Here is a 25,761-nt window from a genome sequence, read left to right as displayed (position 1 = left end):
AGCGCCGGCGACATTTTTCATACCTTCCTGTCATATGGATTTGAAACCATTGGTACATCCCCAATCATCATAGTTGTCAGCCTTTATCATCCTGCTGTTCCATGCTTTGAAGATTAGCAATATTTCATACTGACCGTGATATTCGAAACTTTATTTTCTACATAACAACAGGATTTCTATACTTCGTTTTATAATTTCTGCATTAAGCCTTCAATTATTTCTCGTGATAATTGAAGGTACTGACGAAAAGATAGAGTTTTGCTAGGGAGATGACCGATTCCTTTTCGGAAATTATTTTCTCTAAGATAAACTCTTGAAAGCTCAAATAAGTGCGCATCCCTCACTGGATATCCAGCACTTTCTGCATATTTTATATCACCCTTAAATTTTCCGAATAGCTTTGACTTAGATTCTTTGAGTGAGTCTGATGACGGATATCCCGTTTCGTGAGTGATCACTAGGTTCTGATCTACATATGCCATTTTTTTGACTTTCAGAAGTCGAATGAGAAATTCCCAGTCTTGTTGTCTTTGAAAGGATTCATCAAATCCGTTTATTTCACGCACTATATCTGACTTAGCCATGATCGTAGATGCTCCTCCATGCTTCAGATTTGTCATTAGAATATCAACTATGACTTCTTCACCTCCTTCTTTGCCATGTACACTATTCGGGTTTTCTCCAATGACATTTCCTATTATTTTACGAATAGTCTTAGTTTTCCCATGCCTAACGCCCCGAGTTCCACAATATACTGCAGCCCATTCATCTGATCTTGATTCCAAACACTTTACTTGAAATTCTAATTTTCTTGGCATCCATTCGTCATCTGAGTCAAGAAATGCTATGTAATCCCCGTCAGCATGTTTAATTCCTGTGTTTCTAGCTGCACTTCCGCCTTGATTCTTGGAGTGCGAAATAAATTTTATTTTTTTATCATTATATCTTTTCACTACTTCAGACGTGTTGTCCTCAGAACAGTCGTCAACAATTATGAGTTCAAAGTCGTCGACTGTTTGTTTGAGAACACTATCGATAGCCCGGGGTAAAAGGTCAGAACGATTGTATGTGGGTATAATTACGCTAACTAACGTCATTCTGTGTTCTTCTCCACTACTATGCGTGATGTCTTATTTGTGTCGAACCCATCTGTGGAGCGCATTGTTGGTGGATTGGATTTTCTCGGACAGTAAAATCCATCACTTTACAGCGATTCAACAGAGCCAGTGAGAGAAAATAGCATACTTTCCATTACCCCAGTCGTACAAACCTGAGCTGCCGGGTGCGCTACTCGAATTACCAGGACGTCTTGCCTTGCAGAAACAACCAGCGTGATCGTGGCTCAACACTCAACTGATAGGTGTCATCGAAAGTATTTACCGCTACGAGGCCTCCTGATAGCCGAGACAGACGGCAATTGTCTGCGCATCACCCTATGAGACAAGCCCCATTCCAAATCCACTTATATCTCAGCGAAGAATTCGATTCATGGATATCATCTACGTTCTTAGCCAATTCCCTCGCCTTTCAGAGAGTTTTGTGATGAACGAGCTATATGAACTTGATCAACGGGGTCACGATTTAGCTGTCTTCTCTCAGTTGCCACCGAACGAGGACATCACCCACACGGAGTTTGACGATTTCGAGATCCCAATATACTATGCCAATCCGCCCTCGATTGACTCGCTTCCAAACCTCCACTCCGAAAAGATACTGAATCCTACGGTCTTGAAGCAAGCTTTATTCATGGATTATCCCCACCACCATGCGTTTCTCCTTAATCTTGCAAAGCAGATTGTCGACGCAATCGAAGCAGAGGGAGGCGTAGATCTGATTCATTCGCATTTCGCAAACCACTCTCGGATGGCGGCCACTTACGCAGCAGCCTACTACAATATTCCATGTACGGTCACGGCCCACGCGACCGAGATGTTCACGCCAACGAGCGAGACACGTCTACAGCGCGTCTGCTCGCGGCACGATCACATCATCACGCCTTCGGAGTACAACAAACGATATCTGAGAGAAACTGTCGGTACCACAACCGACATTTCAGTGGTTCCAGCAACAACCGACGTTGATAAGTTTGAACCATCTACTGGAAGCGTCTCTGGCCGCCTTCTCACTGTTGCCCGCCTTGTCGAGAAGAAAGGTCACGAATACGCTATTGCCGCAGTCGGCGAGTTGATTGCGAACGGCTACGACGTAGAATACCATATCGTCGGTAAGGGAAGTCGAGAGTCCAAGCTTCGAGAGTATGCACGTATGCACGAAGTCGAAGACCATGTGAGGTTCCTCGGCCACGTTAGTGATGAACGATTACGGAAAGAGCTCCATGAAGCGGAAGTGTTCGTCCTTCCCTGCGTAATCGCTTCGGATGGCGACCGTGACGTCGCCCCAGTCTCACTCAAAGAGGCGATGGCGACCGAAACGGCGTGCGTTTCGACGACGGTCTCTGCAATCCCAGAGTTGATTACTAATGGCAAGGACGGTGTTTTGGTTGATCATCGAACGATGGATGGGCTTGCAGGTGAGATAGCATCTCTCTTAGATAATTCAGAACGTCGCCAGCAGATCGCGAAGAGTGCTCGGGAAACTATGGTGGAGGAATTCGACATCTCTACTACGGTAAATTCGTTAGTTGATGTACTTGAGACAATTTCGACCTAATCAGCCGAAGTGCCTGACATTGGCGTGCTTGAATCGAAAGTGAATTAATTTCGTACATTATGTAAAGCAAATATCGGATGACATAGAGCAGTGTCTAGTCAAAGTGAGAGCAGTTCCTGGGTTGAGGTGAATGACTCTCCAAGAACTGCTCACAGAGATCGTCGAGACGCCATCTATTGAGTGCTGGGACGACGAGAGCACCGCGAGCGCCCTTAATGAGTGAGAGAAGTTATGAAGTTCCTACCGTAATTTTTACGGTAAACTGGTTTCGTCGATCTCATCGATCCGTTTAGCGAGTAGCTGAATCAGTTCCTGTACGGTGATTTCACTCTCCTGAAGGAGGGTTGTATCAGCAGCGTATTCGATCGCCTCAGCGTAGCTGGAGTGATCATGGCTCGCCATGATCTGCGTCAACTTCGTTGCCACGCTATCGCTGATTGTGACTGTCGTGTATCCATCTGGGGGCATATTCAGTCAAGTGAATGATTTACGGTAAAACTTACGGTAAATCGCCCCACTATCTTCAGAACTTACCTGGCTCATTAAGAGCGCTCGCGGTGCGGCTCCACTCAGCGGGAATCTCGTACCGAGAAACGGCCGCCGCTCTCGAAAGCATCGGCATCAAACGGTCACATCAGGTGGTGTATCAGTGGACCCACCGCGTTGGTGAGGAGGCTCCCGACCCGCCGCGGAGCGCTCCGCGGCGGGTTGCAATCGACGAGACGGCGATTCGGATCGGCCGCGGGCAGTTCTGGGTATACGCTGCGCTTGATGACGATTCGAAGCTGCTACTCGGTGTCCGAGTCTCGCGCTGGCGGGGCACGCGGCCCGCCAGCTCGTTCCTTTCCGAGCTGAAAGGGCGTCACGACCTCTCTGAAACGAAGCTCCTCGTCGACGGCATGGGCTACCTGACTGCCCTCGCGCAGACCGATCTGGGCGGTCATCTCGACTATGTCACACGCAATCTGATCGAAAAGTGGTTCCAGACGCTGAAAATGCGCGTCGACCGCTTCCACCACACGTGGATGGGCGGCAGAGCCAGCGCACAGCGCTGGCTAGCCGCATTTACCTTCTACTACAACTACCAGCGACCGAATCAAGCGCTCGATAACCGCACACCGATTGAGGAAGTGACGAACTCTGATTAGACAGTACACTAATATTTATATTCTAGCAATTATGATCGAATGGTACTCAAATTTAATCCATTAAGTATGTTCTTGGCTGAAGGCAATCAGAGATAGCCGAGTGATTCTAGCATCTCTTCTCTGCTTTGATCGCTTGTCTCAATATCAATATCGGGGATTCGTTCACCTGTATCAGTAGCTGAAGTTATAGCCCACGGAACTTGTCTAACTTTTGGATGAAGCATTCCAACTCGATGTTTGTATCCCGGAACTCCGAGATACCGCTCACCGAAGGCCTCCCCATGATCAGCAGTGATTGCAACACGCTCCGCCTCGTAGTTCCGAAGAAGTATGTCAATAGCATCAAGTCCTAAACGGAGTTCCGCCATGTATCGATTCCAAACAGTCGCTCTTGACACTTCTCCAAAGCGAAGTTGACCGAAAGGAAATACTTCCCAGTCAGCTAATTCGTCTCGCTCATCAGATTCAATTGCCCCGTAGTATGGATAGTGGGGTTGGACATAATGGACGATGAGTTGGTCAGAATCATGTTCGCGCCCATGCTTAATTGCGAGATCGGTTACGAGTCTTGCCGAAGGATGGGGCCTGTCTTCGTGCCCTTTTGCTGGTTCTTTAACTTCACGAGCTCTCCCGGCAGAGATGAACTTATTCAATTCAGACTTGGGTAGAGTTTCCCATTTTGTTGGACTCCATGCAGCGTCGTCAATATTTTCAGGTGTCTGCCTACCGTCAAGTACTTCTTCCACAAGTACGTTTCCGGCGATGTAGTCAACTTTATTGGCACGTTCACGATATGATTCTCGAAATGTTTGTGCGGTCCATTCTAGTGTCGATCCACCCACAGAATAGCGCGATTCAATCGACCCAGAATCAAGACACTGGAAGTTTCCTATTAGTTTTGCCTCTTCCAGAGCATCGAGTCGACATGTATCAAGAATTATTAATAAATCCCAGTCTTCATCCAGAACATTATCACCCCTAGGAAATCGAGATGACACCGCTGCCTCAATTCCGGAAAGAAATGGCGTAGTCTTCCATTTCAGATAACTTAGTGCTTTAGATGGATTTCGTACACCTTGTTCAACCATTCTTAGGGAAGGGATAGACATTATTAAGAGAATTTGTATTGTACCACATATCAATAATTCGATTTCCGCAGGGTGTCTTTGTCATATGAACTCAAACACCTTGTTTTACTACGTAGAATAATTCGGCGAATTCGCAACCTGACAATTTTTCAAATATAATCATCATTGTAGAATACACAGATGCACCAGCCAAGACGAGGAAAACCAAATTCAGAATGCTTGCATCCAAGCCAATATAGAAATCCAGTGTATGGACACTAATTGCCATAACTACGCAGCTCACAAATGGATATGCAATCAGTTCCAAGACCTCGCCTAATCGTGCTTGTACAACCGGAAGAACATAGTATAAGTGAATTGGCAAAGTAAAAAAAGAATTGCCAACTATGACAGCGGCAACGCCATTGACACCAAAAGCTCTAGCAGCGGGGTAAATGGTTATCACAAGGATAAGGACCTTAAGTGCCTGAATTCGTGCTTCGAGATCCGGTCTTCCAATAGATTTGTAAACAGGTCCAACACTTGCCCCAAACGCGCGAACTCCTCCCCAAACGGCCAACATCTGCATTACCGATATAGCTGGACTCCATTGATCTCCGAGGAATACAAGAACGAACTGTGGCGCGACGGCCACGATACCCGCTGCCATTGGAAACGCAACCGTTACTGATAGTTGGATAGTTCTGAGGAATCCCTTACGAAGTTTCTCCGAATCATCTTGTACTTTTGAGAGTGCTGGAAAAGCTACGCGTGATATGACATGTGTGACTTCAGTTGCAGGAGCATTCGAAAATCGATATGCCAGTTGGTAAATTCCGAGTGCACTTGCAGCAAAGAACCATCCGACGAACGCGTCATCTCCCTGCCCGTAGAGAAACACCAGAATTGCCGATGCAAACATCCATTTTCCAAACCCGAACATTTCTTTGGCATATTCTACATTGAATTCGATATTTGGTCGATACTCGTGAATAAAATACGAGAGTACAAATTTCATAAGATTCATCGCTATAATCCCTGCTATGAGAGCCCAAACGCTACGATATACGAGCGCGACGGCGGCCGCTACAATTAGATCAACTAGCCTCCCTCCGACCTGATAGGCAAATTCGCGGTGGAAATTGAGTCCTTTCTGAAAATACATAACCGCCGGATTCTGGAGTCCAAGAATTAATGGGGAGACACCAGCCACGCGGATGAGTGGCTCCGCTTGCGGTTCACCAAAAATTACTGCAAGATACGGAGCCGCGAGAAAAGCGACAACTGTAATTACAAACCCACGGATGATTTTCATCGCCCAAGCCGTGTCGAGGTAAGCATCGACGTCTTCGTTTTCGTGCTGAATTAAGGCCTCATCGAACCCAAGCCTCGAGAACTGCCGGAGCGCCGCAATCACCAACAAAGCGATTCCGAGCAATCCGAACGCTTCCGGCGAAAGCAACCGAGCAAGAATGACGACCTTCAGCATCTGCAGGATGCGGTCACCTACGTTTATTCCCGCGACCCAAATGCCACTCTGTACAGCTTGCTCCATCGTTGATCCACCCGCAGTCAGTCGCTGGTAGAGAGAACGGAGCAGTTCAAGCACGTGATTCAAAGTTTCCCATGCAGTATAAAGTACTTCATGCTTTTCTGTAAGTGGTGCCAGCGTGTCATAGAACTCTTCACATACCTCACCAGGAGCCCGAGAAACGGTATCTGAGAAGCAGCCAATATTGTCGCAATTCAGAGCCAGCGGTAGCGGGCCTCTCGACCGATACGCGAAAATCATGCCAACTGTTCTATGACACTCTGTAAGTGGTGCAGTAAAGGTCGTTGAGTCTCACTACGACCGGGACCGGATCAGCACTACCGTTACTTTCGGTCTAGCGAAGTTTCTGAGAAGGCTACCGAAGTGGTCGGGAAGCCCAGTAGATACGCCGCGCCGAACCATCGAGTCAATAGTTCTCGACATCAAGACCTTCGACCCGCTCAAACTCATCGACGTTCCGGGTGAATACACGGGGATCGGAACTTCCGAGAGCGGTGCCGGCGATGAGCATCTCACGCGCGCCGATGCGCTCGCCGCGGTCACGAAGGTCGACTGGATGTCCCACGCCCGGCGTGCGTCGCTCCACCGAGCGAGACCACCGTGAGGTCCTCAATCGTTGCGTTGAACCGTCGCGATACTGTGCGTTCTCCCCGCGTAATCCGACGCCGACCTCGAAAACGGTAAGCGCTGAGAGAGCGACCAGCGTTCCGGCCTCGCTCAATCCGGTGAGGTGGTTGATCGCCGCGTTGTCTTTGCGAATCAGATCGTGGATGAACGTCGAATCGAGAATCACGGGTGAATCCTATGCCTCGTTTTCGTCCGTCGAGGCATCCTCAGTACTTCACAAAGCTCGCCGGTTGAGTGCTTCTGAGACGTGAGTTGGTGGAAGAATCGGTGCCGAGCAACTGCTGAGGAAAGCAGATTGACACCGAGAGCATCAAACTTGTCGCAGTCGGCGGCGGAACGCCGCCGACGCGACGGTGTTGCCACTCGCCGAGCCGGCGGTCCTGGTCGGTGAATTAGCGCTCGAAGCGGTCGTCCGGTGGCTTGTTTGCGGGGACGGCGCGACGCACGGCGAGCGCCGTCTCCGCTGCTCTCCGTACCATTCCGAGGAATTCGTCGAATCGCCACGACCAGAGGCGTCGCGCGCCTCGGCGCGGCGACGCCACGTACTCCCAGTGGAGATACCGCCACGCATTCTGGAGCAAGAAGCTGATCAGCACGTACAGGAACCGCACCGCCGGATTCTGTGTCGTCGTATTCGCTATGCTTCGTTCGGACAGCCGGTAGGTCGATTCGATACCGAATCGGCGGCTGTAGTACTTCCTGGCTTGGCGTGGTGTCTCGATGAACGGCGCGTCCACGGCGTAGCCGTGACGCGCCACTCCCTCCTCGTCATATTTCCCTTTCTGGTACGTACAGTCGATGTAGACCGGAAAATCGACGGTCCACGTGTGGCCGTCGATTTTCCCTCGGAGGTCGTGATCGATCACGCGGCTCCAGCCTGTGCTCAGTTCGTTCTGAATCTTCTCGCCCCACTTCACGATCGGCATGACGAAAGCGTAGTTGTGGGCAGCGAGCAGCGTCAAACAGTACGTATCGTAGAACTCGCGGTCAAGGTAGACGGCCTTGACTTCGAGGGCAAGGCCGTCGAGCACACCGAGTAGTTCCGCAAGGATCGAGCTGGCGGTGTCGCCGTCGGTCAGACGGCGCACCGCCAGCGTATAGCGCTTGTTGCGTACGCGGGCGTAGAGCGTGGCATAGCCGTGGAACGTCGTCGTTCCGGCTTTAGCGAGTGAGTTGTAGAGTTCCTCTTTAGATTCGTACTCCTCGCCGTAGTACGGACGGAGGTGGAGGTCGGCGACGACCTCCACCGGCCGATCTGGAAGTAGTTCGAGGATATCCTGCTGGATGAGTGTCTTCCCGACTCGTTCGAGCTCTTCGAGCTCGAACTTCGTCCGGAAATGGTGGAGAATCGTGTTGGCGTGGGGCGATTCCTCTGAGATGCTGCAGAGATGACTGACTGAGTCCTCGTCGGCTGTTGCGCCGACGAGGACGCCCAGATGTCCTCAGAATCGATATCAGCATTCTCACCGAGTTCGATATCGATCTCCTCATCGAGAGTGTTGACGAGAAAGTTAAGCACCTGCTCTTCTGTGAGTTCGTTGGCTGCTTGGTCCGGCTGCATCAACCGACCAAGCAGCCCGTTCACCTAACCCGCTTTGTGAGGTACTGATCCTCGTTACCGCTCATCATCTTCTCGTCGAAGGCCTCGTCCCACTCTTCGGAGCGCTCACGAGCACGTGCGCCGCTTCGTTGTCGCCGTCGAAAAGCCCGACAAATCCGAACAACGGGTCTGCCGGGCCGCCGCGAGCGCGCTCATCATCGGTGGGCCACCATACGACTGCCCGACCGCCGACCTTCTTTCGCTCAATGCTGCCACCATCGTGAAACGTCGTTAGATGCTCCCACGCCGCCTTTCGCGTGCATCCGAGTTTGTCAGAATGACGAAGCGAGTCCTGATTGTCAGTATCGGCCAACATCATTGAGAATGGCAGGGCCCTATTGAATCCGCAGAGGGCAGCGGGATTCACAGTTTGAGTGCCAGTTCGAGGTTGTAGACCGCAGCGCTGAGCGTGATCTCGCGGAACTGGCGATACCATGACCGCGCTCGGACGGCGGAGCCGTACGAGCGCTTGATCACCGAGTTCACGGTCTCACAGATCGAGCGCTGGTTGTAGAGTTCGTCCTGGATCCGTGCGTTATGCGCGTGATCGTACGGTGCGAAGACACGGTGCTTGATCAGCGGACGGACGCCTTCGGCCCGGAGAGCCTCGCGAAAGCTCATGTCGTCGTAGCCCTTGTCGGCGGCGAGGCTGAACAGGTCGCCCGCGTTCCGCAGGGCGACCTGCGGGCCAACGTTCGTTCCGTTGGGCCACTTCGCGCTACAGTGAACGTCGATAACCGCGCCCTGCGCGGTATCGACGAGAAACGTCGCTTGTACGGTCTGTACGTCCCGATCACACCGCTTGAGATAGTGGCTCGATGCTTCTCTGCGGTCGAAGTAGGTGGCATCGATGGCAGCGTGACCGGACTGATCGAGCAGCTCCGACGAGAGTCGGAGCAGCTCTCGCCAAACAGCCATCGGCGCTCGATCAAGGGATTTGCACACGCAGATGGACCAATGAACTCGCCGCGCTCGAGGACGAGCGCGGCTTGAACACGTTCCATCTCTTCGGCCCAGTCGAGGACTTCGGCGAGTGTCGCGTCCATGTGTTCACGAAGAAAGTGCAGGATGGCGTGGTTCCAGCCGGCAACTCCGTTGCCGGCAGGATCGCTGATCTGGATCAGCGCTGCATCAGTAAGTTTTCGTGCAATCGAGACAGCCTGTTTGACGAAGCGGAAGAGAATCTTCTGCACAAAGACTCCTCTTCCGCTTCATCTCAATCGTTCTAACGACTCACCCCGACGCCGTCGGCGGATTCAATAGAGCCGAATGGCAGAGTTAGAAACACTGCGTTGCAGACCTCCTCAACGCTCTGCAATCGTGCTCATGAAAAACGCCGAAAACAGCGTCTGCAAGCCGAGCACCACGGCCGTAAACGCCACCATATCCTCAATGACGAACGGTAGCTGCGTGAACCCGGTCCCAGCCCACTGACTCAGCAGAAACAGTCCGTACACTGTTCCAGCGGCGACCAACACCAGCCCAGCGGTCGCACCGCGACCCAACCGGAGGTGTCGCCGGACCCAGCCCGACACGTAGTCGTCCGCGGCACTCACCGGATCGGAGGCAACCGTCGCGAACACCCCGAGCGTCGTGACCTGATAGCCCACGATCGCCAATAGACTCCCGAGCACCATCGAGTGGACGCCCAAGAACACGCCGTTCACCTGAACGTTTCCTGCGACCAGTCCCATCATCGCCACTCCCAACATACCGAGTACAACGCCGGGCAGCGAGAACAGATAGCCCGGTGCATTCACGAGCATGAATCGCACGTGTCGCCAACCGTCCCGGAAGCTACTCAGCGTCGCCTCGCCCTCCCGTTCGTGGTAGGTGATCGGCTCCTCGGCGATCGTCAGTCCCGACGCCCCGGCCTCCATGATCATTTCGCTGGCGAACTCCATGCCAGTCGTCTCACAGTCGAGTGCGTCGAGTGCCTCACGACTGATCACGCGCATCCCGCTGTGGGCATCACTGACGCCAGCATCGTAGAAGGCGTTCAAAAATCGCGTCAGTAGTGGGTTGCCGATGTACTGATGGAGCGTGGGCATCGATCCAGCCTTGATCTCGCCGTCCAGACGTGACCCCATCGCCATATCGGCCTCACCCGACGCCACCAACTCGTAGAGCTTCGGTAGCTCCTCGAAGTCGTAGGTGGTGTCGGCGTCGCCGATGGCGATGTACTCCCCACGAGCGCGCTCGAAGGCATACTGGTAGGCGTAGCCGTAACCATCCTTATCGGGTGTCACGACATGCGCTCCGTTCGCGGCGGCGATCTCCGGGGTGCGATCGGTCGAACTATCGCTAATGATGATCTCGCCGGTGACGCCGAGATCGTCAAGAGCAGTCTTGATACGACCAATGCATTCAGCAACGCCGCGTTCCTCGTTCAGAGTCGGCATGACGACGCTCAAGACTGGCTGCTCGTCACTATCGTATCCAAGCAAGTATTCGCTTGATCCAGTCGTCGCCGTTTCTAAAGGCTCTGCTGGGTGAGATTTCGTTTCGGATATAACTGAAGTCTCCCCTTCAGTATTCACTCCAATAGCCCTCCGTGGTAGATCTCGGGGTCGGTTGTGAACAGGAGTATCCCATCTCCGGATCTAACGGGTGTATCAATTGCTTGTTCATGCTACCTGTGTTCTTTTTCCGGACATCCAACTGAGAACATGTCTGCATGGCATATATTACATGGAACGTCTTACGCCGTGTGTCTTAGTATTTTGCATCGCCAATCAAAATCGCTTTGCACGGATCGTCTTGAACTGTCTCAATTGCACGACGAAGAGATACCAGTACATCAGTTCATCAAAGGCACCTCTCAAATTGCCGAATCGCTATGACGGACGGCATTTCACATCTTTTAAACCTCAACCGCTGTCAACTCATCAACGGTACGGCAAAATCTCCAGATGCACGCTACCACTCACCGGCGACTCTCGAAGGCGACGCTTGCGGCGGGAGCGATCGCGCTCGCCGTCGCCGCCCTCGCCGCACACCTCACGCCGGCAACGGGCTACGAGCTCTCGATCTACCGGGCAACGCCGAGTGCGTTCTGGATCGGGCTGTTCGTCGCGCTGGCAGCCACGGTTGTCCTCGCCTTTGCCAGCCACCAACGATCAATCCGCGTCACGGCACTGTGGCTTGCTGGCCTTGCGATCGTCGCCTTTGCCGCGTTGCCGCTCATACGCGGCTATTATTACTTCGGCCCGGAAGATGCACTGTCCCATCTGGGGACGACGAAAGATCTCGCTCACGGAATCGTTGGTCTCACCGCCACCATCTATCCGGGGATGCATACCCTTGCCGCTCTTCTGGGAACACTCACAACGAAATCGTTCACGTGGTCACTCTTAGTTACTGTCCCGACCTTCGTTGCACTCTTCGTCCTGTTCGTACCCCTCTGTGTGCGCCTGATCGTCGCCCGTACACAGATCGACCCGATCGCCGTCGTCTCAGCGCTTCTCTTGCTTCCGATTGCCGTCATCTATCTCCCGGTGCTCCAGCCGATCCCGACCAGCGAAGCTATCCTTTTCATACCCGCCGTGACTTTCGTCCTGCTTGCGTACACGCGACGGCACCGCCGACTTGCCTTCGGAACGTTGCTCGTCATTACTCTCGCCTTTCTCGTCGTCCTTCACCCCCAACACGGGCTCGTCTTCGGGGCCCTGCTCGGGATCGTATTGGTCACACAGTTTGTCGCCCAGCCGCTGACACGCACAGTCACGAGCCCAAAAGCGATCGCGCGCCTGTTCGTCCAGTTTGTCGTGCTCGCCGGTGTCGGCCTCGCCGTCGTCTGGCTCTGGCTCAGCACCCAATCGCTGTTCGGCCGCGGCGTTTCCCAAATCGGCCCGACGTTGTTCGGTGTCGAGACCACGGCCCAGCTCCGTACGTTTCTTGCGACACACTCGTTCGATGCCATCATCGCCGAACTGCTCGACAACCCATCACAGCCAATCATTCCTCGTAGTAACACGCTAGAGGTGCTCGGAGTGTCCGTCCGTGCGATCTATCGTCGCACGTTCGCCGCTGAGATCGTCTACGGGATCTTCGCTGTGCTCGCGCTCTTCGTCCCCGTCCTCTCGAAACTAGCGAATCGACGAAACATCCGCTACTCGGTCGTGCTCTCGCTGCTCTGTGGACTCGTGCCCGTTTCGATCCTCACCGGACTGTATGTTCTCGCCGGGCTTCCGATCCAATATTTCCGCTATCTCGGCTTCATCCTTGTTTTTGTAACAATTCTCGGTGCCGTCTTCCTCTGGGAGGCACGCGCTGCCGCCGAAACTTGGCTCCCGTCGGTGCCCCTCCGCAGTGTCCTCGCCGTCGGCTTCGTCGTGTTGCTCGTTGTCTCCTCATTCACGATGTTTCGCTCGCCGTACGTTGCCCAAGAGACCGATCACGTTCCCGAGGGGCAGGTGGACGGCTACGAGTTCGCGTTCGCCCACGGGGCAAGCGATGCGGGGTTCGCCAGCGTCGGGTCACCGATCCAACGCTATCGCGACGGTATCGCCGGCTCGAATGCATCGAACATTCCCCAGGCATCGCTCGATGATCCACGCGGCAGCGGCCGATATCTACGCGTTCCCTATCATTTCGCCGATCAACAGCTCCGCACACAGTCCGACGAGCCGTTCTATCTCCCGGTAACGGCTGTCGACCGCCAGTCGAGTACGCAACTGTACGGTGGTGTCGAGTTCTCACAGGACGATTTCGCCTACCTCAACAGGACGCCCGGGATCGCCAACACCTACGCGAACGGCCAGTTCGATCTTTACCGCGTCGAACCGGCCAACGAAACCGATGGTTGATTTTGACGACCTCTCATGTCTTGACGGAGTAGTGGGTTGCTCTTCTTTCCGCTAGGGCCTCTCACGCTCCTCCAGAATCCCGTATCGGTCGAACCCTCAATAATATAACTTCAGTATCGATCGAACGAGTCATCTACTCCTCGCGGCCGGGATTTTCACTGCACCGAATCCCGGCTGTCGCCCCCCTCCCAGTCATCGATCAAATCATCTTCTGTGGCGGCATTCGTGCGTGGTTTCTCCGGCATTGGTTCCTGATCGAGCTGGTCGAGAATATCGAACAGCGGATCATCCGGATCGACCTGTTGTTGCTGCTCCATCCATACTTCGGCCGCTTCTCGGAGTGCGGCAGTGAGTGAGAGTCCTCGCTCGTCGGCGAGCGATTTGAAGTGGTTGTATTCTTCACCCGAAAGTTTGGTCTGGATGTATGTGGATTCACTCATTGCCAACCACCATCCTCATGACGAAGCAATAGCTCAGGAAATAAGACTGTCATGGACCATCGACGATGATCTCATGGCGGCAACTATCTTTGACAATCACCCACAGAGAGTGGGCCGTGATAGCTCAGGCTGGCCAGAGCAGCTCCCTTGTAAGGAGCACGTCGGGGGTTCGAATTCCTCTCTCGGTTTTTCCGACACGACAATGCGTGATTTGACGTATAAACAGTAGGAAACACAACACCTTCCAATAAGAATATCCGGAGTCGAACTGTATCGCCCACCGAAACACATGTCCGAAACAATGCAGGCGATCCGTGTCCACGACTATGGCGACCCAAGCGTGCTTCGCTACGAATCCGTCGAGCGGCCCGAACCCACCGCTGACGAACTCCTCGTTCGCGTTCGCGGCGCAGGCCTGAACCCGGTCGACACTGCTGCCCGCTACGGGCAGATCGAGTATCCACTGCCCTGGATCCCTGGCTGGGATTTTTCGGGTACTGTCGCCGCCGTTGGCGACTCAGTAACCGACTTCGCAGTCGGCGACGACGTCTACAGTCTCGCTCGCTTTCCGGATGCCGGCAACGCCTACGCGGAGTACGCGACGGTGCCTGCGGCGGACGTCGCTGCAAAACCGGCTACCATCGATCACCCCACAGCCGCAGGCGTCCCCATGGTCGCGTTGACAGCCTGGCAAGCGCTCTTCGAACAGGGCGACCTGCAGGACGACGACCGGGTGTTGATCCATGCGGCCGCCGGCGGTGTCGGCCACATCGCCGTGCAGCTTGCGCTGCAGCACGGTGCGACCTTGACATCCTCCACACGGCTAAAGCCGTGGGATTCCTCCGGTGGGGTCTCGTCGGGCATTAGCGCCCCACCCTCCGGAAGCAACTTGCGGGTTTGTGCGCGCTTCTTTGGGACTTTCGTGAGAGTGTGACGACTCCGCCCATTCGTGGGCGTCCCACTCGAATCGCACGGGCCGTGCCATCGGCCTTGCTACCATCGCGTGTCGCTGAAGGAACGTTTTGGACGCTACCAAATCCGCGTGTCCCTCGAACCCACATTCGCAGGTGAGCGTGTCCTGATGTCGGGTGGTTCGTTCCACCGAACCGCACTGCGGACATTCCTGCGAGGTCCACGCTTCGGTGCGTTCGATTACTTCGATACCGAACTCCTCGGCGGTGGTTTCGAGACGGTCGATGAACGCACGAAACGCCCAGAAGTTGTGCGTCTTTTCGTTCGCTCGCACCGACCAGTGCGTTTCGAGAACGTCCGTGAGCGCGCCCACGTACACCGTTGAAACACCCTCGTCGCACAGGCGTTCCATGAGGTCGCGGGCAAGCGCATCCTGCATATGGTCGCGTCTCTTGATCCGCTTTCGATACAACCGACGAATCCGCTTCGACGTGTATCGGCCTTCGCGGAGTTTTGATTGTAACCGGGCGATTTCTCGCGTGGTTGCCCGGAACCGCTCGAATTGGTCGCGTCCGGCGTACAGGAATTGTTTGCCAGTCGTGGTCGTACAGGCGACGAGGTTGTTTGCGCCGATATCCAAAGCAGCCGATTCGTCGGCTAATGGTGCTCCGAGTCGGGGGTGAGAATCCGCTACCTCGACCGGCTGATAGGCTCTGAACTGGTCGCGTTGCTCGTCATACTGTATCTCCAGCTGGCCCTGTTCGCCGCCCCACCGTGGGTCGCCGCGCACTTCCAAACGAAGTCGCCCGGTCAGATCGTACTCGTCCTTGAGGGCTTTGCCGATGGGGATTTCGAGACGTGAACGTTCGCCCCACTGAATCGTGTATTGGTCGTTCCGACCGTACCAGCGGAGGTCGCGTCCCTCGTCCTCGTTCCCCCAGTAGCCGGGCAAGCCTTTGTCGGGTTCGTCCGAATCGAAGAACCCTTTCCATGCTTGGTCGTTCTTCCGAATGGCCTGCTGTGCCGATGCAGAGCCGAGGACTCCGATGTACCGCTTCCGGTAGTCCTCGGTCTCCCACACCGTTTCGCCGTCGAAGAACTGTTGGCGGCGTTCGTAGGTGAGTTCGTTCCACAGCGAAGCGGTCGCATCCATCACGCGGCGAAGTAGCTCCTCGTCCGTCTCGGACATAGGAACCACCTCGAACGTGTTGGTCCGCCTCACTGGATACTGCTACGACCGGAACTAACATAAACCTATGGATTCTCGTAGTACGTGTGTCGAAGTACATCAATATCGAAGTACCGGACGAATCGGAGTACGAACGACTCTCTCGCGCGAAGGACGACCACGGGTTGACATGGCGCGGGATGTTGATTCTCGCGGCTGATGAGCTTGAGGACGATTGAGACCCGGCATAGCAATAGCCGGTTGTTTTCTTCCGATTCGTCCGCTCAGACCCACGAGTAAACTCGTGGGCTTCCGCTTGATTGCGTGTCATCGGGACCGCTGCCGGCTATAACCAACAGTTCCTCACCGATCTCGGTGTCGACCAGGCCATCGATTACGAGACCACCCAGTTCGACGAGGCGACCGACGAGCCAGTCGATCTCGTGCTCGATGCGATCGGTGGCAAAACAGGCGAGCGCTCGCTCTCGGTCCTGCGTGCGGGCGGGACCATCACACCCTTGCTCGATGCACCACCCGAAGAGCAACTCGACGCCCACGGCGTCAACAGCCAGCAAGTCGGTGTCGAAGCTGACGGTGACACGCTCTCCGAGATCGCCACACTGATCGATGACGGAGCCGTCACGCCAACGATTGCGGAGTGCTACCCGCTCGCGGATGCATCCACAGCTCACGAAGAGCTCGAAAGCGACCACGCTCGTGGCAAACTCGTCCTCGAACCCGACAGCGATACCGACAGTTAGGCACGTCGATGGTGAAGCCGTCGTCCGGATGAAACAGGCAAACGCAGGAAGGACTAATGCGTCTCCAAGAGGGGAACTTCCCCTTCGATAGTGATCTCGTCACCGACGGCGATCTCCTTGCCGGCCTCGCGTGATGGCAACCGTGTGACGACCGTCAAATAGTAATAATCGTCCGCATTCTCGCGGTCCATGTTCGTTCCCAGCGTCTCCGCGTCAGCCCAATCGGGGAATCGCTCCTTTCGCTGTTCCATGAACCGCTTCGTGAAATTCAGCTTCTGTTCGCCGGTCTCCGGGTCCCGAGACGGGACGACACAGCGTGGCTTGCACATAACTCCATAATGGGTCACGTCGCCAACCGTGAACTCCACGCCAGTGCCGGGATCGCGACGTGTCGCCGGCGTGTTCGAGTAGAGCTTGTCTTCCCAGAACGGCTCGACGCCATCGATCGCGATGTTGGTCCGCAGTCGCCGGAAAATCCCGTCGGCATCGAGGTCGTCGTACCAGGATGCGACTTCGGCCATCGTTTCCTCACCGACGAGTGTCGGGCCCGTGGCGGTGATCCGGATCGGGGCGATACCGCCTGCGCTATCCGTGAAGTTCGTTTGTGCGGCCTGTTCGACGGTGATCGGTTCGTCGAAAAAGTCCGTCAACCATGCCTCCAGTTCCGGATTGCTGTCGATCCCATCGAGGTCGCAGGCAAACGTCCGGTCCGTATCGTGGATCGCGAAGTCGATCGAATTTGCCGCGAGGTCGACTGTGGTGTTGATCTGATGGACCAGTTTGTTCTGTCGTCCATTCACGTAGGTGCCGTCCTCGTCGAACAGAGCGTACTCTCGATCGTACTGCAGCCGCCCCGAGTCACGGATCGGGACGCTGTCGACGTCGACACCGGACAACGATTTGACGGGGTACAGCCTGATTCGAGAGACTGCTGCCATGACAGGATCTAAGGGGTCGAACTCGCATAGATGTTGTCTCAGCGGATGCTATTCGCTACCACAGAAATCCGTCGCCGAACCTCCGATAGTCTGCGTGCACTGCCACAGTGATCGGCAATCAGTGGGGTTCGGTCGGACAGCTTTTGCTCTCGCGTTGCGCCTGCCAACGGAACTGATCAGTGAGCCGTCTTCGATATCCCATCATATTCAGAATCGATTACCACGCTATCCTGTCTCTTCGTAGTCCTGCCAGCATTCCTCGATTCGTGCTCGAACTGCTGCGAGGACCATCGAGAGGACACTTCGGTAGTCGTCTGGAAACTGGCTGTCGGTCGGTTCGCCCGCACCGGGCGGCGGATGAAAGTGTTCACGAGTGCTGTGGGTACTCGATTGGCGATCCCAGCGACACTGCCAGACGTTCTGTCCGTCGGTACTGTCGGTGTGGATCTCTGTATACTGGATAGTGAAACCGTCATTGCGATACCACTGGATGTTGAGATCTGCCTCGCGAACGAACGCGGGATAGCGTGCTGGATCGACCGTCACCGCGAGATGCTTGTGTTCAGACGTTCCGTCACCGGAGATCAGGACCACCTCCGCAACTCGATCATCAGTGCGAAGCGTTCGGGCGATGGCTTTGAGAATCGCCTCGTCGATTGGCGCGTTTGCGTCGATCATACGACCTGGCTCACGCCGGCGCTGATTGCTGCTCGCGCTGGAGGCGCTGAGCGTGTTCAAGCACGCGCTGATCCTCTCTGACGGTCAGCCAATCGTTGACATCCGTCCAGATGGCTTCAAGCGCGTCGTGATCATCCGGGTCGGCGATATCGAACGCACTCACCTGCGCCGGATCAGACACGTCGTATTTGTCCTGGTAGGCGCGATCGCGCTCAAGCAGCGTTTCGAGCTGGGTCGCGAGTTCATCGCCCGAATGTGTGCGTCTGGCTTCGTTGGCGCGTTTCCAACGAAAGTACGCGGGATTACGCTGAAACTGTGCGGGCTGTCCCTCACCGACTGGCTCGACGATACCGATCTCGGCAAACCAACGGAGGTGTCGTCGCGCGGATTCGGGTGTACACTCGGTTCGATCGGCAACGACGGAAACGGGAGTGGGTTCGCGCAGCGTGAGTGCGGTTTCGTAGATGCGTTCTTTGACCGTCTTTCCCTCATCCCACTGTTCACGCTCTTGGCGAACGGTCTCGTCCGACGGGACTCCGTCTGGGGGAATACCGCCAGTTGACTCTGTATCGTGCTCGCCCATACCCGATAATATGATGCACTCGCGTATATATGTTAGTCTCAGCTGGTGAGAGGTTGCGGAGTTTGCGAAAGACGGACTCACTGCCAGAACCCTTTGACATGAGAATCCAGTTCCTGAAGCACCGCTACAACGACGTCTCGCCAGTCGTCTGGATAGGACTCGTCGATTCCAGGGGTTGCTGCATCCGGTGGCGGATGGAAGTGCTCTCGCGTGTTGTGCGTGTTCGGGTGGCGGTCCCACCGACAGTCCCAGTGGTCACCAGCTTCCCAGTACTCCACGTACTGGAAACTGAAATCGTCGTTCTCGTACCACCGACTCTGAAGGGATGCCTGTTCGATCCCTGTCGGAAAGTACCCGTGATCGTACCTGAGCACGATCGAGTGCGGCGCATATTCCGGCCGATAATCCACAGCCTCGAATCGTTCACTACCCGCTAATCGGCGACCGAGCCGATCGAGAACGTCGTAGTCTACCGGTGCTGTATCCCCGCTTGCATCGCGGTTTCCGTCGTCAGGCATCGATACGACTGACTGTTCCGCCGACGGAGGGTTCGTCACGTCGGGCGGCATCGAGAAGTTCTGCGCGCTTCTGGGCCGTTTTCCACGCAGAGAGCGTTTCCCACGTCTCTCCAACGTCGTTTGCACCGGCTGTTTCCAGCAGCGACACCGCATCCGGGTCCGTCACCCCGAACTGTTCTCGGTAGTCTTCGAGCTCTCCGAGGACTGTTTCGAGTTCGGCGACGATCTCCGCGTCGGTATACTGCGTTCGGATCCGCTCGATGCGTCGCCACCGCAGGTACGATCGATTCGATTCGTATCGAACTGGGCGGCCCGGATGCTCGCGCACGATCCCCGCTTCAGCGAACCACTCGAGATAATCGCGGGCAGTTTCCGTATCGCAGTCGACACGATCGGCGATCGCTGCGACTGGGGTCGGCTCCCGAAGTTGATAGACGACATCCAGCATTCGCTCCCGGATCGGTTGATCCGTGACCAGAGCCTCCGGATTCTCCCAGGCATCGAACTCCGGTGGGTCTTCGTCGTGGTCGTCAGGGCTGTTATCGACGGTCATCGGAGTAGGCTCTGCCAGTTTCTACGTACTAGTCTGTTATATATGCTTTGACGACTGTATTATTCCTGCACGTAAAACGGGCTGTTGGCCAGGCAACCATGTAATCGTCTTCGAGTGGGACGAGGAAGTCGTCAGCCGCATTCGAGATCTCGTCGCCGAAGTCGGTATTGAGCGAAACCTCCCCGACGAATGGTCGCTGTTTGACCTTGCCGTGTGAACGCACCCGCGGTCAAGCCGCGGGGCTTCCTGCTTCTACGAGCTGTTGTGCACTACAGCGGCTTTCCGGTGTTTTTCTCGGCGGTTTTGAGTGCCGAATGGATCTCCGAATACGTCGGGACGTGTGTATCGGCGATCTCCGCAAGGTCGGTTCGCATGGGCTCGACCGACTGTTCACGATAGCCGGTGAAGAAGATGACTTTGTCCATCGCTTTCAGGGCGGCTTTCCGCACTCTCCCGTCCTCGTCGACGATTGCGTCGAGTAATAGTTCCCAGAAGAGATCGCGATATGCGATCGGGAGATGTGCCGTGTAGAGCTGCCGAAGAAACCGAATCACGGAGAGGCGCTGGTAACCGTTCTCGACATAATAGCAATTGGAAAACACTTCGATGGAGTTGACAAACAGGTACGCGCACTCGGCCATCTCTGCGTCCTTCACCTCCTCGATTGTCGCATTCACTCGATCCGAATCGCCCGAAGTGACCGCCGCCTTGAATTCGGTTGGGCTGTGACGCATTGGGCTGTTCAGGGATCGATACCACTCTACGCGCAAAAGTCTCGTGCTCGGTTCCGAAATGCGGCCAGGGTGAGGAAATCCTCATGTTCTAGCCGACCGATGGGGGCATATGACCGTCTACACACTTCGCATCGAACTCGCGCCGAACCCGCCGATGTTCGAGCCCGGCGAGGACGAGGAAGTCTGGTGCGATATCGAAGTCGACGAGACTCACACGCTGGAAGAGTTGCACGAAGCAATTTTCGAGGCGTTCGATCGCTGGGACGCCCATATGTATGAGTTCATGACCTACGACGAAGAGGGTATGGCCACTCGCCGGTATGTCATGCCACAGTCTTATGGTGGAGAGCCGAGCTGGCCACCGATGGAACCTGAGGAAATCGAGCAAGCAATCTCCCAGGTTGGTGCTACCGACGCATCGGCGGAAGCGAAAGAGCGGTTCCGGAATCTCCGTTCCGATCCACCCGAAGAAGGGAACGCCGCCGACACCACGATTGCCGATCTGGATCCCACGGACTTGAACTGGCTGTACTACCAGTTCGACTTCGGTGACGGCTGGGAACACGTCATCGAGATCGAGGACTCGCGCGAGGAATCTCTTGACGACGATCCACGAGTCTGCGAAAAGTATGGCCCGATTCCCCCGCAGTACCCCGACCTCGACGAGTAACGCTACAGGACGTCACGGTCGCCGTCATTGCGGTCGAAACCGATCGGCCGGACGAAGAGGCGCTTGCAGCAGCCTACCGTGATGCAAGCGAGTCTGCCGACGACATGACCCGCGACTGGGAGTATGCGTCCGATGAAGCGTGGGACTCGCTCGGACCGACTCCTGGTGTCGAAGGCCACGATCCCGACATCGATGAGTGACCGTGTGGATGTCATGAGTCTCTGGCAACCGTACATATTCCTACCCCCGACCGTTAGCTGCGGTCCAGAGTCAGTGTATGACTGCTCCCATCGAGTATACCGCGGCACTTGACCCGCTCCTCTCGGTGGAATTACCACCAGGATGGGTGCGTGGTCTCATCCAGCATCCGCTCCAGGCGATCTCTGGAGAGCCAACTGCAATAGACCGTCAGTTCGCGCGCGATCTTGCACCTGAACTCCCAGCAGAGCCGATCGCGACACAACTCCTCTTCGTGTATCTGCGCGGGTACGAGCCCAGTAATGAGCGTCCGATGCGATCTGAGCGGCGTATCACTGTCGGCTACTTTCCGTCGGCGGAGCAGTTTGGTGTACAGTCACAGGACGACCAGTATCGAGTGGCGTCCGTTGACGGTGTCATCGACTGGTTGAGCGAAATGATCCCGCAGGTCGAGTCAGAGGTCGACACGTGGAATCGGCTGTGGGGCGCGCTGTCAGGGATTCATGGTCTGGGCCCGGCGGGGATCAACAATCTCGCCGAGGAGTACGGTACTCTCAAGGCCGTCGGCACGGCCACCGAGGCCGAACTCAGCGAAATCGCCTACATCACGGCTGACCTGGCTCCTGAAGTGGTGGCTGCCTGTGAACAATGGGATAGACAGGTTCCGGACGCTCCGGGCGATCGGGTTGCCACCGATGCCGACGACCCGCTCGTTGTCGATCGAAGCGTCCTTCGGCCACTCGGCCATCTCTTCGAGCGCTGACTGGGCGAGTCAGAGATCACAATAGCACCGCGAGCATCGAGAAATCGGAGAAAAGCACCGATCACCGGTGTGATCGACTACCGCCCGGACTCTACGGGAGGTCCTCGGTGACTTCGACGAGGGTTTCTTCAGTTCGCCATCGATAGAGCCGGCCTTCGTCCTCAAACAGGTCGAAGACGCCATCCTCCATCCAGCCAAACGGATGCTCTTCGTCCTCGTAGATCCGTTTGAAGACGTGGCTCTTCGAGAAGTACTCGACCGTCCCGACGAGCAGGCCTTGCTCGACGAGGAAGTCGCTGGGGTCTTTCTCGGCGACGCCGACGAGATACGTGACGAGGTCGGCGATCAGACAGAACTTCTGGATGCTGTTGTCCCACTCGCCGCGGATGTCCACCATCCGGAATGCGTAGGCATCCTGGCGACGGTTGAGGCGGTCGACGACCAGATTCAGTCGCCGGATCGGCTCCCGGTCGTAGTTCCCGAGGACGAAATACGACCGGTCGTTTTCGTAGATCGGGGTGAGTTCGCTCAGCGCGTGTAGAATTTCCTCGTTGTCCGCCAGCGAGAGTTCCTCTTGATCGATCTGCTCTTTGGCGCTCGTGAGGATCTCGTCGGGAACCGGCGACTCCTCGTCGGACATATCACACCTACTCTACGCGGAGGAATATGGTTTACTACATAAACTACTGAGTCAATCATACTGTGTTTCACTTTGGAGTGATTCACTCAAAGGTAAATTACTTCCCGTGCCGGCGCGTAGATGCTCGTATGAGTACCGACGTGGGGGCTGCTGAAGGCACGGAGGCGCGTGAACTCGTCCACTTCGTCACCCAACAGACGCGATTCACGCTGCTCAACAACATCCTCCAGCACCCCGACCAACTGCCGTCGATGTACGAACTCGAGCAGTTGAACCCGAGCATCAGCGACGCCACCGTCTACAAGCACATCCAGAAACTGATCGACGCTGGCATCGTTGAGGAGGCGGCGCTGCCGGACAATGAACGCCGGCAGGGCTATCCCTGGAAATTCTATGGCGTGAGCGATGACGGTCGGGAATTCCTCGACGAACACAACCTACTGGAGGCCGAGGAGACTCTCCAACGCATCTACGAGACGATCTCTGACAAGCCCGAGAAGATGATCAAGTACGAAAATGCGCCCCGGCCTCGCTGACGATAGCTGCCGGAGGCCTGCTTGTATAGTCGTTATGCGTCCGAGTCCGGCACCCATACCTTGTGTACGGGCTGGAACACCACGTACGAGTCCACGTTGGAGTTGTCGTTTGGGTGAGCTGTGTGGAGCGTTAGGGCTCCCATCTTTGAGTGCAAGCTGTTCTGCTCGGACAGCCACGCTTCTGCGTGGTCCTCCGAAGGGAACTCAATACGGAGATCGTCATCGAATTCGTCCTCGGTAAGTGGTGTCTCACGGAATACCGAGTCTTTGAGTTCGACAAGGTAATTGTCAGACATGCCGTATATGTTCGTGCTGGGGGTGCTTTATTTGTTTTCCACTGTCATTCTGAGCGAGTGATTACGGATCATAGTGATAGACGTAGGGATGATCGACCGTTTCGTCGGGCATGATCTCCGAGAGGGTCTCTTCGAGCTGTGGTTCGGTCGGTGCCGTTGTGACGACCTGCCCATCGTAGATAGCCACGTATGCTTCTTCGAGCCCGAGGTCGCGAAACTCCCGGCCCAATCGTCGAGCGTTTGCTTTGCCGAGTTGCTCGTGATAGATCCGTGCCAGCTCATCGGTTTCGTCCTTGAGAGTCTCGATCTCGTCGGCGAACCGCTCGCGGTTGTCCTGGTTTTTCGTATAGAAGCGGAGGCGTTCGGCGTCACTCCGGGTCGGTTCGTCCGCCGGCGGGAGCGTTTCGGCGATCCCGAACCGGTGTTTTGCTTCTTCATAGGCGGTTTCCGGATCGTCTTTGATCATCTGCATCGCCATCCCCGCAAGCATATCGAACTCTTCCATGCCGTTTGTCACGATCTGTCCGTCGTACGGGAGCAACACGACCGATGTCACCGCCACCGGAAGCGCCTCTTCGGGTAGCACCGCCGCATAGCTGTCGTAGACGCCCGTGACTTTGTACGCTCGCGGTTCGTCCGGGTCGAGAAACACGGTTCCGTCGTCGAGATGCTCGACGATGAAAAACTGCCCCGCCTCGTAGTTCAGCCATGATTCGATCGTTTCGAGGTGGGCCGGTGAGAGGCCGGCGGGGTTCTCTCTGCCGAACTCTTCGATCACCTCGACCGCGTTTTCTTCCCGATAGAGCGTGTCGTGAATCGGCTGTATCTCGTCGGTCGACAGTCGCTTGAACGCCTCGTAGCTGTCGATGCCCGGCACCACATCGAAGCGGTCGTTGGCGTACAGGAGCAGCTGTCCCTCCAGTTCGAGAAACTCTCGTGCAGTGTCCGGGTCGAGAACCGCCGAATCGGCCGTGTCACCCGGACTTGGGATCAGCTCGCTCCCTTCTTCGTCCATTCTTGTGACGATCTCTTCGACGACAGCATCGTACTCTTCGGGGGCAACACCGGCACGTTCGAGTGCGACATCAGGATCGACATCGCCCTGTACGTCGTCGGTCGCCGCTGCGAGTGAAGCGAGGACGGCATCGGACTCCGGCGACAACGAGTTGATGATCTCTTCGAGTCGGTCGACTTCTGCCGATGGCAGGCCTTTGTCCGGGTCGAGACTCTCAGTCGGTTCCCACTCCGGCGGATCGAGTGGCGCTTCGGGGAGTTCGGATGACGCCGCGACATCAGCGGCGATATCGAGCTGCGTGGCGTCATCGAGGTCGCCACTCATGACCATCGACTTCGCCATTCCCCAGTTGGCGGGATCAGCTGCGGCGTCGACGATGGTGTCACCGAGCGATTCGACGTGGCCCGCCAACCGATCACCGTTCTCGATAGCACCGCGAGCATCGAGAAATCGGAGAAAAGCCCCGATCACCGGTGCGACCGTTTCGAAGTGGTCAGCTTCGGCACTGATCTTTGCGGGGTAGAGCTCTCGACACACCGCTTCGAGGCTGTGCTCGTCGGGATCATCGAGTGGGACGTACTCGTAGCCATACAACAACTCGTGAAACATTTCGATAGCAAACTCTGCTTCACGTTGCTGGTGGTTTGTGAGGCGTTCGAACTGCTGACCGTCGGCAAATGCCGACACGAGTCGGTCGATCCGATCGAGTGAGGCTTGGTACTGTTCGTCCGATGGAGGGTTGTTCCCATCCATACAGCCGTTTGAGCAGCCATGACCAAATTCGTTCCCACCAACTGGCGTTGTTTTCCAGAGTGATGGGACAGCCACGCAAAGACTCAGGGACCGGCAGAGAGGGCCTGACCTGCATACTTCTCTGCGAGATCGA

28 protein-coding genes, 1 tRNA gene and 3 pseudogenes are annotated in these 25,761 nt (G+C 55.6%); 13 read left to right on the top strand and 19 right to left on the bottom strand.

Annotation, left to right across the window (positions count from 1 at the left end; genetic code table 11):
- Positions 1–188: 188 nt before the first annotated feature.
- Entirely contained in the window at positions 189–1,097 is a 909-nt protein-coding gene (locus MUK72_RS00235) for a glycosyltransferase family 2 protein (RefSeq protein ID WP_244702496.1), read from the bottom strand.
- 391 nt (positions 1,098–1,488) lie between these two features.
- Here MUK72_RS00235 and MUK72_RS00230 point away from each other — a divergent pair, with 391 nt between their 5' ends.
- A complete protein-coding gene (locus MUK72_RS00230) occupies positions 1,489–2,670 on the top strand; it encodes a glycosyltransferase family 4 protein (RefSeq protein WP_244702494.1) in 1,182 nt (393 codons plus the stop codon).
- A gap of 252 nt (positions 2,671–2,922) precedes the next feature.
- Here MUK72_RS00230 and MUK72_RS00225 read toward each other — a convergent pair whose 3' ends face one another.
- Complete coding sequence (locus MUK72_RS00225; RefSeq protein WP_244702492.1) at positions 2,923–3,138, bottom strand: hypothetical protein; 216 nt, start codon at positions 3,136–3,138, stop codon at positions 2,923–2,925.
- A 14-nt stretch (positions 3,139–3,152) separates the two neighbouring features.
- On the opposite strand from MUK72_RS00225, the gene MUK72_RS00220 reads away from it, so the two are divergent.
- Positions 3,153–3,818: an IS6 family transposase gene (locus MUK72_RS00220; protein ID WP_244702490.1), complete on the top strand. Its 666-nt coding sequence runs from the start codon at positions 3,153–3,155 to the stop codon at positions 3,816–3,818.
- 86 nt (positions 3,819–3,904) lie between these two features.
- Here MUK72_RS00220 and MUK72_RS00215 read toward each other — a convergent pair whose 3' ends face one another.
- The 4 genes and pseudogenes from MUK72_RS00215 to MUK72_RS00200 all read right to left on the bottom strand — a co-directional run bounded on the left by MUK72_RS00215 (position 3,905) and on the right by MUK72_RS00200 (position 8,625).
- Complete coding sequence (locus MUK72_RS00215) at positions 3,905–4,906, bottom strand: LTA synthase family protein (RefSeq protein ID WP_244702488.1); 1,002 nt, start codon at positions 4,904–4,906, stop codon at positions 3,905–3,907.
- A 91-nt stretch (positions 4,907–4,997) separates the two neighbouring features.
- The gene (locus MUK72_RS00210; protein WP_244702486.1) at positions 4,998–6,494 is read right to left on the bottom strand and encodes a lipopolysaccharide biosynthesis protein; all 1,497 of its coding nucleotides are present in this window, start codon (positions 6,492–6,494) and stop codon (positions 4,998–5,000) included.
- 349 nt (positions 6,495–6,843) lie between these two features.
- The gene (locus MUK72_RS00205) at positions 6,844–7,023 is read right to left on the bottom strand and encodes a type II toxin-antitoxin system VapC family toxin (protein ID WP_244702484.1); all 180 of its coding nucleotides are present in this window, start codon (positions 7,021–7,023) and stop codon (positions 6,844–6,846) included.
- 433 nt (positions 7,024–7,456) lie between these two features.
- Positions 7,457–8,625, bottom strand: a pseudogene (locus MUK72_RS00200) (ISH3 family transposase).
- A 115-nt stretch (positions 8,626–8,740) separates the two neighbouring features.
- Between MUK72_RS00200 and MUK72_RS00195 the strand changes: the two are divergent.
- Positions 8,741–8,899 carry a hypothetical protein gene (locus tag MUK72_RS00195; protein WP_244702482.1) on the top strand — a complete coding sequence of 53 codons (159 nt, stop codon included), beginning with the start codon at positions 8,741–8,743 and terminating at the stop codon, positions 8,897–8,899.
- Positions 8,900–9,027: 128 nt separating this feature from the next.
- On the opposite strand, the pseudogene MUK72_RS00190 reads toward MUK72_RS00195, so the two are convergent.
- Positions 9,028–9,857: pseudogene (locus tag MUK72_RS00190) on the bottom strand (IS5 family transposase).
- Between the two features lie 111 nt (positions 9,858–9,968).
- Complete coding sequence (locus MUK72_RS00185; RefSeq protein WP_280518309.1) at positions 9,969–11,066, bottom strand: glycosyltransferase family 2 protein; 1,098 nt, start codon at positions 11,064–11,066, stop codon at positions 9,969–9,971.
- Positions 11,067–11,576: 510 nt separating this feature from the next.
- Here MUK72_RS00185 and MUK72_RS00180 point away from each other — a divergent pair.
- The gene (locus tag MUK72_RS00180) at positions 11,577–13,472 is read left to right on the top strand and encodes a hypothetical protein (RefSeq protein WP_244702481.1); all 1,896 of its coding nucleotides are present in this window, start codon (positions 11,577–11,579) and stop codon (positions 13,470–13,472) included.
- 155 nt (positions 13,473–13,627) lie between these two features.
- Here MUK72_RS00180 and MUK72_RS00175 read toward each other — a convergent pair whose 3' ends face one another.
- Complete coding sequence (locus MUK72_RS00175) at positions 13,628–13,912, bottom strand: hypothetical protein (protein WP_244702478.1); 285 nt, start codon at positions 13,910–13,912, stop codon at positions 13,628–13,630.
- Between the two features lie 113 nt (positions 13,913–14,025).
- Here MUK72_RS00175 and MUK72_RS00170 point away from each other — a divergent pair.
- A tRNA-Thr gene (locus MUK72_RS00170) sits at positions 14,026–14,100 on the top strand.
- 113 nt (positions 14,101–14,213) lie between these two features.
- Positions 14,214–14,846: an NADP-dependent oxidoreductase gene (locus tag MUK72_RS00165; protein ID WP_244702476.1), complete on the top strand. Its 633-nt coding sequence runs from the start codon at positions 14,214–14,216 to the stop codon at positions 14,844–14,846.
- Here MUK72_RS00165 and MUK72_RS00160 read toward each other — a convergent pair.
- Positions 14,736–16,046, bottom strand: a complete 1,311-nt coding sequence (locus tag MUK72_RS00160; RefSeq protein WP_343749942.1) for an RNA-guided endonuclease InsQ/TnpB family protein — start codon at positions 16,044–16,046, stop codon at positions 14,736–14,738. The two genes, MUK72_RS00165 and MUK72_RS00160, sit on opposite strands and share 111 nt — an antisense overlap.
- A 53-nt stretch (positions 16,047–16,099) precedes the next feature.
- Here MUK72_RS00160 and MUK72_RS20150 point away from each other — a divergent pair, with 53 nt between their 5' ends.
- Both MUK72_RS20150 and MUK72_RS00155 read left to right on the top strand, forming a co-directional pair.
- Positions 16,100–16,231, top strand: a complete 132-nt coding sequence (locus MUK72_RS20150; RefSeq protein ID WP_280518308.1) for a hypothetical protein — start codon at positions 16,100–16,102, stop codon at positions 16,229–16,231.
- Positions 16,232–16,312: 81 nt separating this feature from the next.
- Positions 16,313–16,753 carry a zinc-binding dehydrogenase gene (locus tag MUK72_RS00155; protein WP_244702472.1) on the top strand — a complete coding sequence of 147 codons (441 nt, stop codon included), beginning with the start codon at positions 16,313–16,315 and terminating at the stop codon, positions 16,751–16,753.
- A gap of 53 nt (positions 16,754–16,806) precedes the next feature.
- On the opposite strand, the gene MUK72_RS00150 is transcribed toward MUK72_RS00155, so the two are convergent.
- The 5 genes from MUK72_RS00150 to MUK72_RS00130 all read right to left on the bottom strand — a co-directional run bounded on the left by MUK72_RS00150 (position 16,807) and on the right by MUK72_RS00130 (position 20,023).
- Positions 16,807–17,691 (bottom strand): MOSC domain-containing protein, encoded by an 885-nt coding sequence (locus MUK72_RS00150; protein WP_244702469.1) that lies wholly within the window; start codon positions 17,689–17,691, stop codon positions 16,807–16,809.
- A gap of 225 nt (positions 17,692–17,916) precedes the next feature.
- Entirely contained in the window at positions 17,917–18,369 is a 453-nt protein-coding gene (locus MUK72_RS00145) for a toxin-antitoxin system TumE family protein (RefSeq protein ID WP_244702467.1), read from the bottom strand.
- 10 nt (positions 18,370–18,379) lie between these two features.
- Complete coding sequence (locus MUK72_RS00140; RefSeq protein WP_244702465.1) at positions 18,380–18,952, bottom strand: winged helix-turn-helix domain-containing protein; 573 nt, start codon at positions 18,950–18,952, stop codon at positions 18,380–18,382.
- A gap of 77 nt (positions 18,953–19,029) precedes the next feature.
- Positions 19,030–19,470: a toxin-antitoxin system TumE family protein gene (locus MUK72_RS00135; protein WP_244702457.1), complete on the bottom strand. Its 441-nt coding sequence runs from the start codon at positions 19,468–19,470 to the stop codon at positions 19,030–19,032.
- Entirely contained in the window at positions 19,463–20,023 is a 561-nt protein-coding gene (locus tag MUK72_RS00130) for a DUF7342 family protein (protein ID WP_244702455.1), read from the bottom strand. Before MUK72_RS00130 ends, MUK72_RS00135 begins: the two co-directional genes overlap by 8 nt.
- Here MUK72_RS00130 and MUK72_RS20545 point away from each other — a divergent pair.
- On the top strand, positions 19,941–20,240 hold the full coding sequence (locus MUK72_RS20545) for a DUF8137 family protein (protein WP_483306170.1): 300 nt from the start codon (positions 19,941–19,943) through the stop codon (positions 20,238–20,240). The genes MUK72_RS00130 and MUK72_RS20545 overlap by 83 nt on opposite strands.
- 52 nt (positions 20,241–20,292) lie before the next feature.
- Here the strand turns inward: MUK72_RS20545 and MUK72_RS00125 are convergent, their stop codons facing one another.
- A complete protein-coding gene (locus MUK72_RS00125; protein WP_244702453.1) occupies positions 20,293–20,757 on the bottom strand; it encodes a hypothetical protein in 465 nt (154 codons plus the stop codon).
- A gap of 109 nt (positions 20,758–20,866) precedes the next feature.
- On the opposite strand from MUK72_RS00125, the gene MUK72_RS00120 reads away from it, so the two are divergent.
- From MUK72_RS00120 to MUK72_RS00115, 3 genes and pseudogenes are all read left to right on the top strand, one after another.
- Positions 20,867–21,427 carry a plasmid pRiA4b ORF-3 family protein gene (locus MUK72_RS00120; protein WP_244702451.1) on the top strand — a complete coding sequence of 187 codons (561 nt, stop codon included), beginning with the start codon at positions 20,867–20,869 and terminating at the stop codon, positions 21,425–21,427.
- An 11-nt stretch (positions 21,428–21,438) separates the two neighbouring features.
- Positions 21,439–21,627 (top strand): annotated as a pseudogene (locus tag MUK72_RS20375) (hypothetical protein); the annotation flags it as partial.
- Between the two features lie 395 nt (positions 21,628–22,022).
- On the top strand, positions 22,023–22,388 hold the full coding sequence (locus tag MUK72_RS00115; RefSeq protein WP_244702449.1) for a hypothetical protein: 366 nt from the start codon (positions 22,023–22,025) through the stop codon (positions 22,386–22,388).
- 91 nt (positions 22,389–22,479) lie between these two features.
- On the opposite strand, the gene MUK72_RS00110 is transcribed toward MUK72_RS00115, so the two are convergent.
- Positions 22,480–23,028, bottom strand: coding sequence for a DUF8170 family protein (locus MUK72_RS00110; RefSeq protein ID WP_244702447.1), 549 nt, complete (start codon positions 23,026–23,028; stop codon positions 22,480–22,482).
- Positions 23,029–23,156: 128 nt separating this feature from the next.
- On the opposite strand from MUK72_RS00110, the gene MUK72_RS00105 reads away from it, so the two are divergent.
- A complete protein-coding gene (locus MUK72_RS00105) occupies positions 23,157–23,564 on the top strand; it encodes a MarR family transcriptional regulator (RefSeq protein ID WP_005043636.1) in 408 nt (135 codons plus the stop codon).
- A gap of 32 nt (positions 23,565–23,596) precedes the next feature.
- Here the strand turns inward: MUK72_RS00105 and MUK72_RS00100 are convergent, their stop codons facing one another.
- Entirely contained in the window at positions 23,597–23,860 is a 264-nt protein-coding gene (locus MUK72_RS00100) for a DUF8081 domain-containing protein (protein ID WP_005043635.1), read from the bottom strand.
- Between the two features lie 61 nt (positions 23,861–23,921).
- Positions 23,922–25,628, bottom strand: coding sequence for a hypothetical protein (locus tag MUK72_RS00095; protein ID WP_244702445.1), 1,707 nt, complete (start codon positions 25,626–25,628; stop codon positions 23,922–23,924).
- Positions 25,629–25,761 lie beyond the last annotated feature (133 nt).

Origin of the sequence: Halococcus dombrowskii (genome assembly GCF_022870485.1) — an archaeon.
Lineage (GTDB): Archaea > Halobacteriota > Halobacteria > Halobacteriales > Halococcaceae > Halococcus > Halococcus morrhuae.
The sequence above is the reverse complement of the archived record's forward strand: the minus strand, read 5'-3'. Positions and strand labels throughout refer to the sequence as shown.

Bases quoted from the DNA above. Each gene is read 5' to 3' on its own strand.
- MUK72_RS00100 (WP_005043635.1), bottom strand. From the start codon at position 23,860: ATGTCTGACAATTACCTTGTCGAACTCAAAGACTCGGTATTCCGTGAG.
- MUK72_RS00235 (WP_244702496.1), bottom strand. From the start codon at position 1,097: ATGACGTTAGTTAGCGTAATTATACCCACATACAATCGTTCTGACCTT.
- MUK72_RS00140 (WP_244702465.1), bottom strand. From the start codon at position 18,952: ATGGGCGAGCACGATACAGAGTCAACTGGCGGTATTCCCCCAGACGGA.
- MUK72_RS00145 (WP_244702467.1), bottom strand. From the start codon at position 18,369: ATGATCGACGCAAACGCGCCAATCGACGAGGCGATTCTCAAAGCCATC.
- MUK72_RS00225 (WP_244702492.1), bottom strand. From the start codon at position 3,138: ATGCCCCCAGATGGATACACGACAGTCACAATCAGCGATAGCGTGGCA.
- MUK72_RS00135 (WP_244702457.1), bottom strand. From the start codon at position 19,470: ATGCCTGACGACGGAAACCGCGATGCAAGCGGGGATACAGCACCGGTA.
- MUK72_RS00130 (WP_244702455.1), bottom strand. From the start codon at position 20,023: ATGACCGTCGATAACAGCCCTGACGACCACGACGAAGACCCACCGGAG.
- MUK72_RS00105 (WP_005043636.1), top strand. From the start codon at position 23,157: ATGAGTACCGACGTGGGGGCTGCTGAAGGCACGGAGGCGCGTGAACTC.
- MUK72_RS00175 (WP_244702478.1), bottom strand. From the start codon at position 13,912: ATGAGTGAATCCACATACATCCAGACCAAACTTTCGGGTGAAGAATAC.
- MUK72_RS00185 (WP_280518309.1), bottom strand. From the start codon at position 11,066: ATGCCGACTCTGAACGAGGAACGCGGCGTTGCTGAATGCATTGGTCGT.
- MUK72_RS00125 (WP_244702453.1), bottom strand. From the start codon at position 20,757: ATGCGTCACAGCCCAACCGAATTCAAGGCGGCGGTCACTTCGGGCGAT.
- MUK72_RS00095 (WP_244702445.1), bottom strand. From the start codon at position 25,628: ATGGATGGGAACAACCCTCCATCGGACGAACAGTACCAAGCCTCACTC.
- MUK72_RS00120 (WP_244702451.1), top strand. From the start codon at position 20,867: ATGACCGTCTACACACTTCGCATCGAACTCGCGCCGAACCCGCCGATG.
- MUK72_RS00230 (WP_244702494.1), top strand. From the start codon at position 1,489: ATGGATATCATCTACGTTCTTAGCCAATTCCCTCGCCTTTCAGAGAGT.
- MUK72_RS00180 (WP_244702481.1), top strand. From the start codon at position 11,577: ATGCACGCTACCACTCACCGGCGACTCTCGAAGGCGACGCTTGCGGCG.
- MUK72_RS00220 (WP_244702490.1), top strand. From the start codon at position 3,153: ATGATTTACGGTAAAACTTACGGTAAATCGCCCCACTATCTTCAGAAC.
- MUK72_RS00110 (WP_244702447.1), bottom strand. From the start codon at position 23,028: ATGTCCGACGAGGAGTCGCCGGTTCCCGACGAGATCCTCACGAGCGCC.
- MUK72_RS00165 (WP_244702476.1), top strand. From the start codon at position 14,214: ATGCAGGCGATCCGTGTCCACGACTATGGCGACCCAAGCGTGCTTCGC.
- MUK72_RS00215 (WP_244702488.1), bottom strand. From the start codon at position 4,906: ATGGTTGAACAAGGTGTACGAAATCCATCTAAAGCACTAAGTTATCTG.
- MUK72_RS00150 (WP_244702469.1), bottom strand. From the start codon at position 17,691: ATGGCAGCAGTCTCTCGAATCAGGCTGTACCCCGTCAAATCGTTGTCC.